The 14194-nt window shown below is 71.0% G+C and carries 13 protein-coding genes; 4 read left to right on the top strand and 9 right to left on the bottom strand.

Annotation, left to right across the window (positions count from 1 at the left end):
• Positions 1–201: 201 nt before the first annotated feature.
• The 3 genes from ACIHCQ_RS22680 to ACIHCQ_RS22670 all read right to left on the bottom strand — a co-directional run bounded on the left by ACIHCQ_RS22680 (position 202) and on the right by ACIHCQ_RS22670 (position 4033).
• Positions 202–1263 (bottom strand): Zn-dependent alcohol dehydrogenase, encoded by a 1062-nt coding sequence (locus ACIHCQ_RS22680; protein WP_399665064.1) that lies wholly within the window; start codon positions 1261–1263, stop codon positions 202–204.
• Positions 1260–2417 carry an acyl-CoA dehydrogenase family protein gene (locus tag ACIHCQ_RS22675; RefSeq protein WP_399665061.1) on the bottom strand — a complete coding sequence of 386 codons (1158 nt, stop codon included), beginning with the start codon at positions 2415–2417 and terminating at the stop codon, positions 1260–1262. Before ACIHCQ_RS22675 ends, ACIHCQ_RS22680 begins: the two co-directional genes overlap by 4 nt.
• A 701-nt stretch (positions 2418–3118) precedes the next feature.
• Positions 3119–4033, bottom strand: a complete 915-nt coding sequence (locus ACIHCQ_RS22670; protein WP_399665058.1) for an SDR family NAD(P)-dependent oxidoreductase — start codon at positions 4031–4033, stop codon at positions 3119–3121.
• Between the two features lie 83 nt (positions 4034–4116).
• Here ACIHCQ_RS22670 and ACIHCQ_RS22665 point away from each other — a divergent pair, with 83 nt between their 5' ends.
• Positions 4117–5052, top strand: coding sequence for a cyclase family protein (locus ACIHCQ_RS22665; RefSeq protein WP_399665055.1), 936 nt, complete (start codon positions 4117–4119; stop codon positions 5050–5052).
• Positions 5053–5065: 13 nt separating this feature from the next.
• Here ACIHCQ_RS22665 and ACIHCQ_RS22660 read toward each other — a convergent pair whose 3' ends face one another.
• From ACIHCQ_RS22660 to ACIHCQ_RS22645, 4 genes are all read right to left on the bottom strand, one after another.
• Complete coding sequence (locus ACIHCQ_RS22660) at positions 5066–5551, bottom strand: ATP-binding protein (protein ID WP_399665052.1); 486 nt, start codon at positions 5549–5551, stop codon at positions 5066–5068.
• Between the two features lie 427 nt (positions 5552–5978).
• Positions 5979–6893: an acyl-CoA dehydrogenase family protein gene (locus ACIHCQ_RS22655; RefSeq protein WP_399665049.1), complete on the bottom strand. Its 915-nt coding sequence runs from the start codon at positions 6891–6893 to the stop codon at positions 5979–5981.
• Between the two features lie 6 nt (positions 6894–6899).
• Positions 6900–8033 carry an acyl-CoA dehydrogenase gene (locus tag ACIHCQ_RS22650; RefSeq protein WP_399665046.1) on the bottom strand — a complete coding sequence of 378 codons (1134 nt, stop codon included), beginning with the start codon at positions 8031–8033 and terminating at the stop codon, positions 6900–6902.
• The gene (locus tag ACIHCQ_RS22645) at positions 8033–9226 is read right to left on the bottom strand and encodes an amidohydrolase family protein (RefSeq protein ID WP_399665043.1); all 1194 of its coding nucleotides are present in this window, start codon (positions 9224–9226) and stop codon (positions 8033–8035) included. Before ACIHCQ_RS22645 ends, ACIHCQ_RS22650 begins: the two co-directional genes overlap by 1 nt.
• A gap of 135 nt (positions 9227–9361) precedes the next feature.
• Here ACIHCQ_RS22645 and ACIHCQ_RS22640 point away from each other — a divergent pair, with 135 nt between their 5' ends.
• Entirely contained in the window at positions 9362–10882 is a 1521-nt protein-coding gene (locus tag ACIHCQ_RS22640; RefSeq protein WP_399665040.1) for a class I adenylate-forming enzyme family protein, read from the top strand.
• A gap of 33 nt (positions 10883–10915) precedes the next feature.
• On the opposite strand, the gene ACIHCQ_RS22635 is transcribed toward ACIHCQ_RS22640, so the two are convergent.
• Positions 10916–11431, bottom strand: a complete 516-nt coding sequence (locus tag ACIHCQ_RS22635; protein WP_399665037.1) for an EF-hand domain-containing protein — start codon at positions 11429–11431, stop codon at positions 10916–10918.
• A 123-nt stretch (positions 11432–11554) separates the two neighbouring features.
• Complete coding sequence (locus ACIHCQ_RS22630) at positions 11555–11926, bottom strand: STAS domain-containing protein (RefSeq protein ID WP_399665035.1); 372 nt, start codon at positions 11924–11926, stop codon at positions 11555–11557.
• Between the two features lie 290 nt (positions 11927–12216).
• Here ACIHCQ_RS22630 and ACIHCQ_RS22625 point away from each other — a divergent pair, with 290 nt between their 5' ends.
• On the top strand, positions 12217–12798 hold the full coding sequence (locus ACIHCQ_RS22625) for a sigma-70 family RNA polymerase sigma factor (protein ID WP_399665032.1): 582 nt from the start codon (positions 12217–12219) through the stop codon (positions 12796–12798).
• Positions 12795–14048: a zf-HC2 domain-containing protein gene (locus ACIHCQ_RS22620; protein ID WP_399665029.1), complete on the top strand. Its 1254-nt coding sequence runs from the start codon at positions 12795–12797 to the stop codon at positions 14046–14048. The genes ACIHCQ_RS22625 and ACIHCQ_RS22620 overlap by 4 nt, the downstream gene beginning before the upstream one ends.
• Positions 14049–14194: the final 146 nt, after the last annotated feature.

The following is a 14194-nucleotide window of genomic DNA, read 5'->3' as shown; positions in this document are numbered from 1 at the left end:
CGCCAGAATCGCCGTCGACGGCGCCACGACGTTCAGCAGCCGCGCGGGCAGCACCTCGCGCAGCGCGAGCGTACGGGCGAAGCCGTATCCACCGGGCCGCTCGCGTACCAGGAAGACGAGTGCGAGCGGGGCCATCGCGACCGGCGAGCTCCCGACCGTAGCCCGGCGGGCGTCCGTCCGTGACAGCAGCACTTCAGAACGTCAGAACGTCAATACCCCGCGCGCCACCCGCCCGTGGTGCGCGTCGTCCGCCGCCTTCGCGAAGTCCTCGATCGGGTACGTCTCCGTGACCAGCTCATCCAGCAGCAGCCGCCCCTGCCGGTACAGCTCCGCGTAGATCGCGATATCGCGCTGCGGGCGCGCCGAACCGTAGCGGCAGCCCAGTATCGACTTGTCCAGGAACATTCCCGCGGGCACGAACGACGCCTCCGCCGTCGCCCCCGCCATCCCGAGCAGAATCGCCTGACCGTGCCGGTCGAGCAGCTCGATCGCCTGCCGGATCAGCCCCACGTGCCCGACGCACTCGAAGACGTGATCGGCGCCGGTCGGCAGGATCCTCCGTACGCCGCCGTCGTCACCGTCCGCCGATCCGAGGAAGTGCGTCGCCCCGAACCGCCGGGCCGTCTCCTCCTTCGCCGGGTTGGAGTCGACGGCGACGATCGTGGACGCGCCCGCGAGCCTCGCCCCCTGGAGGACGTTGAGCCCGATCCCGCCCGCCCCGATGACCACGACCGTGTCACCGCGGTCGACCTTCGCGCGGTTCAGTACGGCTCCGACTCCCGTCAGCACGCCGCAGCCGATCAGCGCGGCGGAGGTGAGCGGCAGGTCGGCGGGGATCTTCACCGCCTGGACGGCCTTGACGATCGTGCGCTCCGCGAAGGCGGAATTGCAGGCGAACTGGAACAGCGGTTCGCCGCCGCGCGAGAAGGGGCGGCCGGGCCGCCCGATCGCCTTGCGGCACATCGTGGGCCGGCCGCGGTCGCAGTCCGCGCACGTGCCGCAGTTGGCGAGCGTGGAGAGCGATACGTGATCGCCGGGCGCGACATGGCTCACGCCCGCGCCGACCGCCTCCACGACGCCCGCGCCCTCGTGCCCGAGCACCACCGGCACGGGGAACGGAATCGTCCCGTCGATCACCGACAGATCGCTGTGACACAACCCGGCGGCGGCGACGGCGACCAGCACCTCGCCCGCACCCGGTTCCCGTATCTCCAGGTCGTCAACCACCTGGGCCTGTGTGCCGTCGAAGACGACGCCTCTCATCGGGGCTCCCTCGGTAGGCCGAGCACTCGCTCGGCGATGATGTTGCGCTGGATTTCGTCCGAGCCGCCGTAGATGGTGTCGGCGCGGGTGAAGAGGAACAGCCGCTGGAGGTCGTCGAGTTCGTACGGGTGGTGGGGGGTCCAGTCGTACGGTCCCGCCGCCGCGCTCGCGCCCCGTACGGCCATGGCGAGCTCGCCGAGGCGCTGGTGCCAGCCGCCCCAGAGGAGTTTGGCGACGCTGGGCGCGCCCGGTTCGCCCGACTCCCCCGACTCGCCCAACGTACGGAGGGCGTTCCAGCGCATGGTGCGGAGCTCGGCCCACTGCCGTACGAGACGTTCCCTGAGCACGGGGTCGGCCGCCGCGCCCGTGCGGAGCGCGGTCCGCACGATCTGCGCGAGCTCTTCGGCGAAGCCGATCTGCTGGACGAGCGTGGACACGCCGCGCTCCAGGGCGAGCAGGCCCATGGCGACGCGCCAGCCGTTGCCCTCGCCGCCGACGACGTGGTCGGCGGCGGCGACCGCGCCGTCGAAGAAGACCTCGTTGAACTCCGCGTCCCCCGACATCTGCCGGATCGGGCGTACGTCGATACGGCCGCCGGGCTGGTCCATGGGCACCAGCAGAAACGACAGGCCGTGGTGGCGGCGGGAGCCGGGGGTGGTGCGGGCGAGCACGAAGCACCAGTCGGCGATCTGCGCGAGGGAGGTCCAGATCTTCTGCCCGCTGACGCGGTAGGTCGCACCGTCCCGGACGGCGGCGGTCCGCACCGCGGCGAGATCGGAGCCGGCGCCGGGCTCGCTGTATCCCTGGCACCAGAGCTCTTCGCCGCGGGCGACGGGGGGCAGGAAGCGGTCCTGCTGCGCCTGGTCGCCGTAGGCGAGGAGAGTGGGCGCGAGGAGGTTCTCCCCGATGTGGCCGACGCGGGCGGGGGCGCGGGCGCGGGCGTACTCCTCGGCCCAGACGACCTGCTGGGTGAGGGTGCACCGGCGGTTCCCGCAGGCGGCGGTGGGCCAGCCCATGCCGATCCAGCCGCCGCGGCCGAGCTCGCGCTCCCAGGCGCGGGGGGAGTCCGCATGGCCTTCCGCGAGGTGCGCGCCGAGCCAGGCGCGGGCCTGTGCCCGGAAGGCGTGGTCGCCTTCCCCGAAGCTGAACTCCACGGTTCCTCCTGTTCGGGGTGGGGGTTGGGTTGTTTCCCCCACCCCGCCCCTTCCCGTAACTGGTGGCTACGCCCCCAGACCCCCTGGCGGGGGAAGGTTGGTGGGGGCTGACGCCCCCACACCCCTGCCTGTTCCGGCGGCTCCGCCGCGGAGCGAGCAGGGGCGCCAGCCTGCGGTGCGGCCGGATGGCGGGAGGGTGCCCGGACACTCCGTGCGGCAGCTTCGCGGAGCAGACAACGGCCCGCACTTCTGCGGTGGCTTGGGGCTGCCCCGGTGCGGGGCACCGGTTCGGTCCGGGTGCCCCGGCCTTGTGTCCCGTCTGGTGGAGAGGGGCCGTGCAGGGTCGTCCCCGCAGGGGATCGGCGGCAAAATCAGGACGCCCCAAACCAGCGACCTGTATGCCGCCGACCCCGAGGAGTCGAGCCCGGAGGGGACCCGGATCCCGCACCCCGACAAGAACCCGCACCCCAGGGGGCCAAGGCGCCCGAACCGCACGCGCCCGCGCCGGGCAAGGGCCGTGCCGAGGCACAAGGACCCGCATCCGACGTGGCCCCGCGGCCCGAACCGACGCACCCGCACCCGCACCCAACAACGGCCGGGCCCGAGCCACAAGCAACCCGCACCCCCGCCCCGGACCCGAGGCACACGCACCCCAGGGGCCAAGGCCCGAGCCACAAGCGGCCCGCGCCCCGCAACAACCCTCACCCGTTTGGTCTTCTCCCCGACGCCGCCGCCTTCGACATCGCCTCCAGCTGCGCCAGCATCGGCATCGGGTCCACCCCCACCGTCCCCGGCAGGAATTCCGCGATCCTCTCCGGGGTCCACGGCACCTCCCCATACCCGGCCCGCAATTCCCTCGGCTGCGCCCACACCGCCAGCTTCCGGCCCGCGATCGTGTACACCTGGCCCGTGATCCCCTCCTCCCGCGCCCGCTCCGAGAGCAGATACACCACCAGCGCCGCCACGTCCTCCGGCTCCCCGATCTCCTTCAGCTCCATCGGCACATTCGCCGACATCCGCGTCCGCGCCACCGGCGCCACCGCGTTCGCCGTCACCCCGTACTTGTGCAGCCCCAGCGCCGCGCTCCGCACCAGCGAGATGATCCCGCCCTTCGCCGCCGAGTAGTTCGCCTGGGACACGCTCCCCTGGTGGTTGCCGCTGGTGAAGCCGATCAGCGTCCCGCCGCCCTGCTTCCGCATCACCGCCGACGCCGCCCGGAAGACCGTGAACGTCCCCTTCAGGTGCGTCGCGACGACCGGGTCCCACTCCTCCTCCGACATGTTGAAGAGCATCCGCTCGCGCAGGATCCCGGCCACACAGACCACACCGTCGATACGGCCGTACTCCGCCAGCGCCACGTCCACCAGCCGCCGGCCGCCCGCCATCGTCGCGATGTCGTCCGCGACCGCCACCGCTTCCCCGCCCGCCGCGGTGATCTCCTTGACGACCGCCGAGGCGACCTCGCTCGTCGGCTCGCCGCCGCCCTCGACCGAGACGCCGTAGTCGTTGACGACGACCCGCGCGCCCTGCGCCGCCGCTCCCAGCGCCACCGCGCGGCCGATGCCGCGCCCCGCCCCCGTCACGGCGACGACCTTGCCTGCCAAGAAGTTCCCCACGCCCGGCCCCTTCCCGCGGTTTCTGACGATCCGTTAGATTCTACGGTCAGCCGGACAGCCCAACACAACCCCCGGGAGGCACGATGTCCCCGACATCACTGCCCGCCGCATTCCACGACATCGCCAAACGCGTGAACAACTGGGGGCGCTGGGGCGCGGACGACGAGATCGGCACCCTCAACCTGATCACCGAGGACGTCGTCAGACGCGCCGCCACCGCCATCCGCACCGGCCGCCGCGTCCCCCTCGCCCTCCCCCTCCACCAGGACGGCATCCAGACCGGCCTCATCCCGGGCCGCGTCAACCCCCTGCACACCATGGTCCAGATCAACCAGGAGATCTTCGGCCCCGGCACCGTCGCCACCAGCGACGATGCCGTGACCATGGGGCTGCAGGCCGCCACGCACTGGGACGCCCTGACCCACGTCTCCCACTCCGGGAAGATCTACAACGGCCGCCCCGCCGACTCCATCACCCCGCACACCCGCTCCCAGTTCAGCGGTATCGACAAGGCCACGCCCGTCGTCTCGCGCGGCGTACTGCTCGATGTCGCCCGCGCGAAGGGCCTTGACCGGCTGCCCGGCGACCACGCCGTCACACCCGAGGACCTCGACGAAGCCGCGGAGTTCGCGGGGGTCACCGTCCGGCACGGGGACATCGTTCTCGTACGGACCGGACAGATGCAGGTCTGCCTCTCCGGCGACAAGCACGGGTACGGATACCCGTCCCCGGGCCTGTCCTTCCGTACGCCCGAGTGGTTCCACGCCCGCGATGTCGCCGCCGTCGCCAACGACACCCTCACCTTCGAGATCTTCCCGCCCGAGATCGAGGACCTCTGGCTGCCCGTGCACGCCCTCGACCTGGTCGAGATGGGCATGCTGCAGGGCCAGAACTGGAATCTGGAGGAGTTGTCCACAGCCTGTGCGGAAGAGAAGCGTTACTCGTTCCTGCTGTCGGCCATGCCCGAGCCCTTCATCGGCGGCACGGGGACCCCCGTCGCCCCTGTCGCCGTCCTCTAACAGCTTCTGAGAGCTACGGCGTGGTCACGAAGCCGCGCGGGGCGGACTCGTACGCCGCAGGCTCCGCCGGCTCCGGCTCGCCGCCCCCGTCCACCTCGCACCAGATGGACTTCCCCGCGCCCTCCGGCTGCCAGCCCCACCGGTCGGCGAGCCCGTCCACCAGGGCGAGCCCCCGGCCGTTGGTGTCGTCGCCCTCAGCCTGGCGCTGCTGCGGCGGGCGGGCGCAGATATCGGCGACCTCCACCCGTACCGTCCCGGGCCGCGCCGCATCCGCACGCGTGCCCGCGCCCGCGCCGAAGCGCATCCGCAGCACGGCCGGACAGCCCGTGTGCACGACCGCGTTGGTGACCAGCTCAGAGATCAGCAGGATCAGCGTCTCCGCGAGCGGCTCGTCGTCCCTTATCCCGGACCGTACGAGCCGGGAACGGGCCCATCTCCGCGCTCGCCCCACCTCCGCGGGATCGGGCCCTACTTCCAACTGCACCAGAAGCACCTGCACCGTTCACACCATCCGAACCGGCGGACACATCGCCTCGCGCCTCGACAAGGTTTTGAGCCAGGTCACCGAACGTGACTCCCTTGCGAGACAGCATGGTTGACGTACAGTCACCGCAACAAGCGCTTCGGGCATATTCCAGCGCGAAGGAGTACCCATGGTGCATACTGTGCGACGCACGTTGCGGGGAGTCGAACTGAGGCACGCAGACCGATCCCGTATGGGATGAACGGCGCGCATTCCCGGGCCCGGAGCCGCCACACTGGCGACACCGCGACACATAGGCCTCGAAACTACTCGCATGCCACGGAGAGTACCGGAGCAAGGTCCCGACTCCAGCCGGTGACGACTCCCGCGAAGGACACAACCCGGTATCAACCCCTGATCGACTCTCCGTCGCCGTCGTAGCGAGACCGTCACAGCGAGACCCTCATGACGATGGCGAGACGAGCGCCTCCGCCTGGACCTCCGCCGCCCGAGCCGCTCTCAGCCACATCCGGCCACGCAGCCAGGCCCGCTTGAGGTGGAGATGCACATCCGCCTCCCAGGTGAAGCCCATCCCGCCGAACACCTGCAGACAGTCCCGGGCATTGCCTGTGGCCGCCTCGTCGGCGAGCAGCTTGGCGCCGGCGATCTCGGTGAAGTCCTCCGTCACGGCCGCCGCGTACACCGCGCTGCGGGCCACCTCCGTACGTACGAACATCTGGGCGCACAGATGCTTGACCGCCTGGAAGCCGCCGATGGGCTGCCCGAACTGTTCCCGCTCCTTGGCGTATTGGACGGCCATCCCGGTCGTACGCGCGGCGCTGCCCAGCTGCTCGGCGGCCGTGAGGAGCACGGCTACGGGGTCTACGGCTACGGGGTCCGGGTGGCCGGCCACCGCCACCCGGTGCAGCGGCGTGAGCGGGTCCATGGACCGTACGCGTACGGGGCGCGGCGCCGCAGGCAGGTCCCCCGGAAGGTGGCGGACGACGTCCGCATCGCCGAAATGCGCGACGAGCCCCGTCAGTTGGGTGGCGCAGGTGACCACCTGGGCACCCTCCGCCGCGCCCGCCACCTCCCCCGCCGCCAGATGCGTCGCCACCAGCGGCCCGTTCAGCAGCGCCCGCCCCGCCTCCTCGAAGGCGAGCACCGACTCCACCAGCCCCGCCCCGGCCCCGCCCGCCGCCTCGGGCAGCCGCAGCGCGAAGAACCCCGCTTCGCCGAGCTCCCGCCACAGCTCGCGGTCGACCGTGCCCTCCCGGTCCACGGCCGCCCGCAGCGCGTCGCGCCCGAAGCGGGCGGCGAGCAGTTCCCGTACGCCGGTCCGCAGCGCGCGCTGGTCGTCGGTCAGCCGGAAGTCCATCAGCCCTCAGCGTCCCTTCGGGAGGCCGAGGATCCGCTCGGCGACGATGTTCCGCTGGATCTGGGAGGTACCGGCCGCGATCGTGTACGAGAGGGAGGCGAGCCGGTCCGTGGCCCACTCCTGGTCGAGGTCCAGCGCGTCGGGTCCGAGCACGTCGGCCGCCGCCTCGTACAGCTCCTGGCGCGCGTGCGAGTAGCGGAGCTTGAACACCGAGCCGCCGACGCCGGGCAGGCCGCCGCTCGCCTGGGACTCGCTGACGTTCCACTGGATGAGCCGCCACAGCGCGCGGAACTCCGCGTTCAGCCTGCCGAGACGCTGCCGCACCACCGCGTCGTCCCAGCTGCCGTTCTCCCGTGCCGTACGGGCCAGTTCACCGAGCGTGCGGCGGCAGGCGACGACCTCGCCGACGAAGGCCGTGCCGCGTTCGAAGGAGAGGGTGACCATGGTGACGCGCCAGCCGTCGTTCTCCTCGCCGACCCGGTTCGCGACCGGGACGCGGACCTCGTCCAGGAACACCTCCGCGAATTCGGTGGAGCCCGCGAGCGTACGCAGCGGTCGCACCGTCACGCCGGGCGCGTCCATCGCCATCGCCAGCCACGAGATCCCGCGGTGGCGCGGCGCGGCCGGATCCGTCCGTACGAGCAGCTCGCACCAGTCGGCGACCTCGGCGTGCGAGGTCCAGATCTTGGAGCCGGTGACCACATACGCGTCGCCGTCCCGGACCGCCTTCGTCCGCAGTGCGGCCAGGTCCGAGCCCGCGTCCGGCTCGCTGAAACCCTGGCACCACACCTCGTCGCCGCGCAGCACGGGCGGCAGCCAGCGGGCGCGCTGCGCGGGTGTGCCCTCGGCGGCGATGGTGGGGCCCGCGTGCAGCAGGCCCACGAAGTTGGCGCCGACGTACGGGGCCCCGGCCCGTTCCGTCTCCTCCAGGAAGATCAGCCGCTGGGTCGGGGACGCGTCCCAGTGCACATCGGCGTACCCGGCCTCGTACAGCGTCCGCTGCCAGCCGGTGTCGTACGCGCGCCGTGCCGGCCAGTCGAGCGGATCGGGCCTGCGCGGCAGCTTGGGCAGCGACACCGCCAGCCACTCCCTCAGCCGCGCCCGGAAGTCTTCCTCTTCCGGCGTGTACGTCAGGTCCATCAATTATCCAGATCGAGGCCGAGCATGCGGATCGCGTTGCCCCGCATCAGCTTGTACACCGTCTCCTCGTCGAGGCCCTTGACATGATCGAGCGCGACTTCCTTGGTGTGCGGGAACGTCGAGTCGACGTGCGGATAGTCGGTCTCGAAGGTGGCGTTGTCCCGCCCCACCACATCCAGCGAGGCGACCCCGTGCTTGTCGCGGAAGAAGCAGCAGAACATCTGCCGGTAGTAGTACGTCGACGGGGGCTCGGGGATCAGATCACGCACCCCGCCCCACGCCCGGTGTTCCTCCCACACGTCGTCGGCGCGCTCCAGGGCGTACGGAATCCAGCCCATCTGGCCCTCGCTGTACGCCAGCTTCAGCCGCGGGAACTTCACCAGCACCCCGCTGAAGAGGAAGTCCATCATCGAGGCCATGGCGTTGTTGAAGGAGAGCGATGCCTGCACGGCGGGCGGCGCGTCCGGTGAGGCGGCGGGCATCTGCGAGCTGGACCCGATGTGCATGTTCACGACCGTGCCGGTCTCCTGGCAGACCGCGAAGAACGGGTCCCAGTAGCCGGAGTGGATCGACGGCAGCCCCAGATAGGTCGGAATCTCGCTGAAGGTCACGGCCTTCACGCCGCGCGCCGCGTTCCGGCGGATCTCGGCGACGGCGAGGCCGATGTCCCAGAGCGGGATCAGGCAGAGCGGGATCAGCCGGCCGCCGCTGTCGCCGCACCACTCCTCCACCATCCAGTCGTTGTACGCGCGTACACAGGCGAGCGCGACCTCCTTGTCGTGCGCCTCGGCGAAGGTCTGCCCGCAGAAGCGCGGGAAGGTGGGAAAGCAGAGCGAGCCCTCGACGTGGTTGAGGTCCATGTCCGCGAGGCGTTCCTTGGGGTCCCAGCAGCCGCGCCGCATTTCCGCCCGGGTGATCCCCTCCAGCGTCATGTCGTCGCGGTCGAAGCCGACGGCGGCGATATTGCGCTTGTACGGGAACTTCAGGTCCTCGTAGATCCACCAGTCCGTCGGCGGCCCGTCCGGGTCCATGGTGATGACGTACTTGCCGCCGGTGTACTCCAGCTCGCCGATTCCGGCGGTGAGCGGCTGGGGTCCGCGCTCGCGGTACTTCGCCGGGAGCCAGGTCTCGAAGAGGTGCGCCGGCTCGATCACATGGTCGTCGACGCTGATGATCCGAGGCAGTTCCGTCATGGTGTCCGGCCCTCTTCCGTCCTCTTCTGATGGGTCGTCAGATATCAGGCTAGCCCCGCGCCCCTGGACCGACAAGGCGGTGAGCCCTACGCTCTCGGCGTTACCTGACTACTCGTCAGACAGGGAGGCAGGGGCATGACCCGCACCGCACACGCCCTGGGCGAATCGCGCACACTCTGGGAACTGGTCGAAGGCCGCGCCGCACTCACTCCGGACCGTCCCGTCTTCCTCCAGGGCGATCGCCGCCTCACCTTCGGCGAGCTGCGGGACCGCTCCGAACGCGTCGCCGCGGGGCTGTACGAGCTCGGCGTGCGACCCGGCAGCGTGGTCGCCTGGCAGCTGCCGACCCGTATCGAATCCGCCCTGCTCTCCTTCGCGCTCGCCCGCCTCGGAGCCGTACAGACGCCGCTGATCCCCTTCTACCGGGACCGCGAGGTGGGCTTCGCGCTACGGGAGTCCAAGGCGGCGTTCTTCGCCGTGCCGGGCGTCTGGCGCGGTTTCGACCACACCGGCATGGCGCACCGGCTCGCGCGGGAACTGCCCCGGCCGCCGCTGGTCCTTCAGGCGTACGACACGCTGCCGGACGCCGACCCCGCCGTACTGCCGCCGCCGCCCGCCTCCGGCACGGACGTACGGTGGATCTACTGGACCTCGGGCACCACCTCGGACCCCAAGGGCGTGCTGCACACCGACCGCTCGCTGATCGCGGGCGGCTCCTGCCTCGCCCACGCGCTGCGCCTGTCGTCCGACGACGTCGGCTCGATGGCGTTCCCCTTCGCGCACATCGCCGGACCCGACTACACGGTGATGCTGCTGCTGTACGGATTCCCCGCGGTGATGTTCGAACAGTTCGCGCTCCCCGGCGCGCTGGAGGAGTACCGCAGACACGGGGTGACGATCGCGGGCGGCTCCACCGCCTTCTACTCGATGTTCCTCGCCGAGCAGCGCAAGCAGCCGACGCGCAGGATCGTCCCCAGCCTGCGGCTGCTGGCGGGCGGCGGGGCGCCGAAGCCGCCGGAGATCTACCACGCCGTCGTACGGGAGCTGGGCTGCCGGCTCACCCATGGCTACGGCATGACCGAGGTCCCCATGATCACCATGGGCGCGCCCGACGACACCCCGGAGAACCTGGCCACGACGGAGGGACGGCCTCCGCGGGGCATGGAGATACGGATCGTGGACGGCGAGGTGCGGCTGCGCGGCGAGGCGGTCTGCCAGGGGTATCTGGATCCGGACCAGACCGCTGCCGCCTTCGACAGCGAGGGCTTCTTCCTCACCGGGGATCTGGGGCACGTGACCGAGTCCGGGCACCTCGTCCTCACCGGGCGGATCAAGGACGTCATCATCCGCAAGGGCGAGAACATCTCCGCGAAGGAGATCGAGGACCTGCTCCACGGGCATCCGGGGGTGGCGGATGTCGCGGTGATCGGGCTGCCGGACGCGGAGCGCGGGGAGCGGGTGTGCGCGGTGGTGGAAACCCCGGCCTCGTCCGGCGGCGCCGAGGAACTGACCCTCGACGCCGTCACCGCGTATCTGCGCGAGCAGGGGCTGTCGGTGCACAAGCTGCCCGAGCAACTGGAACTCGTCGACGCGCTGCCGCGGAACGAGACCCTGCGCAAGGTACTCAAGTACAAACTGCGCGAACGCTACTCGTAGAACCGACTGAACCGACGGAACCGACGGAACCGACTACGACGGCTCGGGAGTGACGTAGTACGCGGCGAAGGCCGAAAGGATCTCCTCCTCCGAGATCCTGCCGTCACCGTCCGCGTCCAGACCGGTCGCCACCTGAGCCGCGAGACCGGGCTCCACGCGCAGTACCCGCAGCACCCGCTCGGCGGCCGAGGTCGTCACGCCGTCGCCGTCCTCGTCGGCGATGGCGATCACGGCGTGGAGGAAGGGGCGGGCGATCTCGGCGAACCGCTGGTGCCTGTCACGCAGCCTCTTCGCCGCGCCCGTGATGAACTCCTCGCGGGTGACCCGCTGGTCCCCGTCCACGTCGGCGATTCCGGCCATGCCCTGCCAGAACGCCTCCGCACCGCTGTACAGGGACTGGCCCTTGTCGCAGCGGGCGGTCGTGGAGAACTCGGCGAGCAGCGCGGCGGCTGCCCCGCTGAAGTCCTCACGGTCGATATAGCCATTGCCGTCCTGGTCGAAGGCGGCAAATCGGGAAGCGATCTTGCGCTCGTATTCTGCGCTGTCCATGCGGGGAGCGTACGGCTCCGAGAGCTGACGCGTGCAACTAGTTCCCCAATTGCCTGCCTCACACCCGTGTGAGGTACACGGAGAGACGCCTCCAAGGGGTGAGTTGAGACACTTTCAGGACATTCACGCGGAGAGTGGCTGCGCCTCCTCGTCCGTGGCCGAGCCCGTGTCCGCGTACACGTCGAAGAGACGGCGCACGCCCAGCGCGGCCAGCACCCGGTTGACGTGCGAGCCGTCCTCCGCGCCGCGGGCGGGGAGAATCAGCCGCAGCCGCCCCTGACAGGAACGCAGCAGCCGGCGGGCGGCGATGAGCACGCCGACGCCGCTGGAGTCGCAGAAGAGCACCTCGGACAGGTCGAGCACGAGATCGCGGCGGGCCGCCGCGACCGCGTCATGGACGTGCTGGCGGACCACGGGTGAGGAGACGAGATCCAGCTCGCCACGGACGTGCAGCACGGTCCACGCACCCTGCCGGGACTCGTCCACCTTGAGCATCGCGACCGGACCTCTCCTCCTGCCGATCCGGAGAAGCCGCCGCGCAGCCGATCAGCGGACGCCGAAGATGCCGAAGACGCCGATCAGTAGACACAGAGATCCGGAAGCTGTCGTTCCATTCGCGGCTGCCCCGCCACTCACCCATGAAACACGATGCACACGACGGATGGGTCCCTTACCAGCCAGGCCGCCCGTACACGCACACTTGCCGCAAAGGCGCCTGTGCCCTCGGCCGCGCGCACTACATTCAAAGAGGGGCGACAGGCACACGGCGCACGCTTGGGGGCCGCATGGCACAGGACACACAACCGCGCTGGGACCGCAAGATGCAGCAGCGGCTCGCTCGCGGAGAGGCCGCCGCGCTGGGTGAGCTGTACGACAGGTTCGCCGCGCTCGTGCACAGCCTCGCCCACCGGGTGCTCGGCGACGACGCGGCGGCGGACCGGGTGACCCGCGACGTCTTCGGGTACATATGGGAGAACCCCGACGCGTACGACCCCAAGCAGGGCCCGATGCGTTCCTGGGTCGCCCGGCTCACCAACGGTCAGGCGGTGCGCCGGCTGCGCGAGACCGAGACCGCCGCGCTCGCGGCGGGCGGCGAGGGCACGACCGAGGAGCTGGAGCAGAAGGTCCACAGGGCCGCGGTGGCGGCCCGCGCCGACTACATCGTCAACGCGATGCCGGCGCCGCTGCGGGCCGCGCTGGACTCCACATACCTGAAGCGCAGGAACTACCGGCAGACGGCCGCCGACCTGCGGGTCCCCGAGGACGAGGTCAGGCGCAGGCTGCGGCTGGGCCTGCAGCTGCTCTCCACCGCCAATACGCGTCCGGTGGAGGGCTCGTCCCCGCCCGGATACGGACCCTCCTTGTGAGCGGGCCTCTGGACGGCGGCCGTGGCGGCGACGACGACGCGGACGAAGGCCGCGATGACGTACAGGGAGCGCCGCGCATCCCGGGCCCGCGGTCGGCGGCGGACGATGCGAACCCGCCCTCCACCCGGCCCTTGCTGCCCGGCAACGGCGAGAAGCCGCCCCACAGCGTGCTGAAGTCGCTGCTCGGCGCGTGGGCGCTGACCGCCTGCTCCGCCGAGGAGACCGCGGCCGTCGAGGCGCACCTCAGCGACTGCGCGTCGTGCGCGGATGAGGCGGTGCGGCTGCGTGACGCCGTCGCCCTGCTGCACACCGACGGGGACCTGGATCTCGACCCGGGGCTCCGCTTCCAGGTGCTGGAGAACTGCCTGAGCCGACGGCCCGCCCGTATCCCGGTGCCCGCCTGGACTGTTCCGTACGACGCGGAGACGGCGCGGCTCGACGCGCTGCTGCGGGACTTCGGCGACTCGGAGTGGCACGCGCCGGTACGTCTCAAGTGGTTCGAGGGCGAGCGCCAGGTCAGCCGCAGAGCGACCGTCGCCGGGGTCATCGGCCACCTGATGACCGTCGACGGACTGGTCTCCGGCGCCCTCGGCCTGGACGACCCCCTCGGCCAGAACGCGCCGGGCGCGCCCGCCGCCCGCACCGAGGCGTTCTGGGGCCGGTCGCGCGTGCCGCTGACCCGCACGGTCCACGGGCCCTGGCGCGACCAGAGTCACACGCTCATCCGCACGGTCTCCTTCGCGGGCCGCGGCGCAGCCGAGCTGTCCGTGTCGTACGGGGAATTCGCCCTGCCGCTGCGGGACTCCCTGCTGGACCGCGCCTTCGAGTGCTGGGTGCACGCGAGCGACATCGCGGACGCGGTGGACTATCCGTACGAGCCACCGAGAGGCTCCCATCTGCACCGGATGATCGACCTGGCGGCGCGACTGCTGCCCGCGGTCCTCGCCCACCGCAGACGCATGGGCCTCGCGGGTCCGGCAAGACACCTGGTCGCGGCGGGCTCCCCGGGCCGGTCACTACACCTTGAGGTCGAGGGCTCGGGCGGCGGTGACTGGTACATAGCCCTGGACTCACCGGCAGCGCTCGGCACGGCGGACCGGTCGGTGGCGCACGTGGCACTGGACGGCGTGGAGTTCTGCCGGCTGGCGGCGGGGCACGTCCTGCCGGAGGAGGCGATGGCGGGCCAGAACGGCGACCGGGAGGCGATCCAGGACGTCCTGTTCGCCGCGGCGTCAATGAGCAGGCTCTAGAAGATTCCTGAAGATCTTGCTCGGGCCGCCCGATTCACCCCGGATTGCCAGTAAATGTCAATTAGGTCGAACCGGTGCAACCCGGGCGCGATTTCAAGATCTTCATCGGTCTCCTAGGGCGCGTTTCAGAAGTTGGGCGCGCCCGG

It is taken from the genome of Streptomyces sp. NPDC052236 (assembly GCF_044548015.1).
Classification (GTDB): Bacteria; Actinomycetota; Actinomycetes; order Streptomycetales; family Streptomycetaceae; genus Streptomyces.
The sequence above is the reverse complement of the archived record's forward strand: the minus strand, read 5'-3'. Positions and strand labels throughout refer to the sequence as shown.

Coding starts and splice junctions, on each gene's coding strand:
- ACIHCQ_RS22680 (WP_399665064.1), bottom strand. CDS start 1,263: ATGAGAGGCGTCGTCTTCGACGGCACACAGGCCCAGGTGGTTGACGAC.
- ACIHCQ_RS22665 (WP_399665055.1), top strand. CDS start 4,117: ATGTCCCCGACATCACTGCCCGCCGCATTCCACGACATCGCCAAACGC.
- ACIHCQ_RS22655 (WP_399665049.1), bottom strand. CDS start 6,893: ATGGACTTCCGGCTGACCGACGACCAGCGCGCGCTGCGGACCGGCGTA.
- ACIHCQ_RS22650 (WP_399665046.1), bottom strand. CDS start 8,033: ATGGACCTGACGTACACGCCGGAAGAGGAAGACTTCCGGGCGCGGCTG.
- ACIHCQ_RS22645 (WP_399665043.1), bottom strand. CDS start 9,226: ATGACGGAACTGCCTCGGATCATCAGCGTCGACGACCATGTGATCGAG.
- ACIHCQ_RS22640 (WP_399665040.1), top strand. CDS start 9,362: ATGACCCGCACCGCACACGCCCTGGGCGAATCGCGCACACTCTGGGAA.
- ACIHCQ_RS22635 (WP_399665037.1), bottom strand. CDS start 11,431: ATGGACAGCGCAGAATACGAGCGCAAGATCGCTTCCCGATTTGCCGCC.
- ACIHCQ_RS22630 (WP_399665035.1), bottom strand. CDS start 11,926: ATGCTCAAGGTGGACGAGTCCCGGCAGGGTGCGTGGACCGTGCTGCAC.
- ACIHCQ_RS22625 (WP_399665032.1), top strand. CDS start 12,217: ATGGCACAGGACACACAACCGCGCTGGGACCGCAAGATGCAGCAGCGG.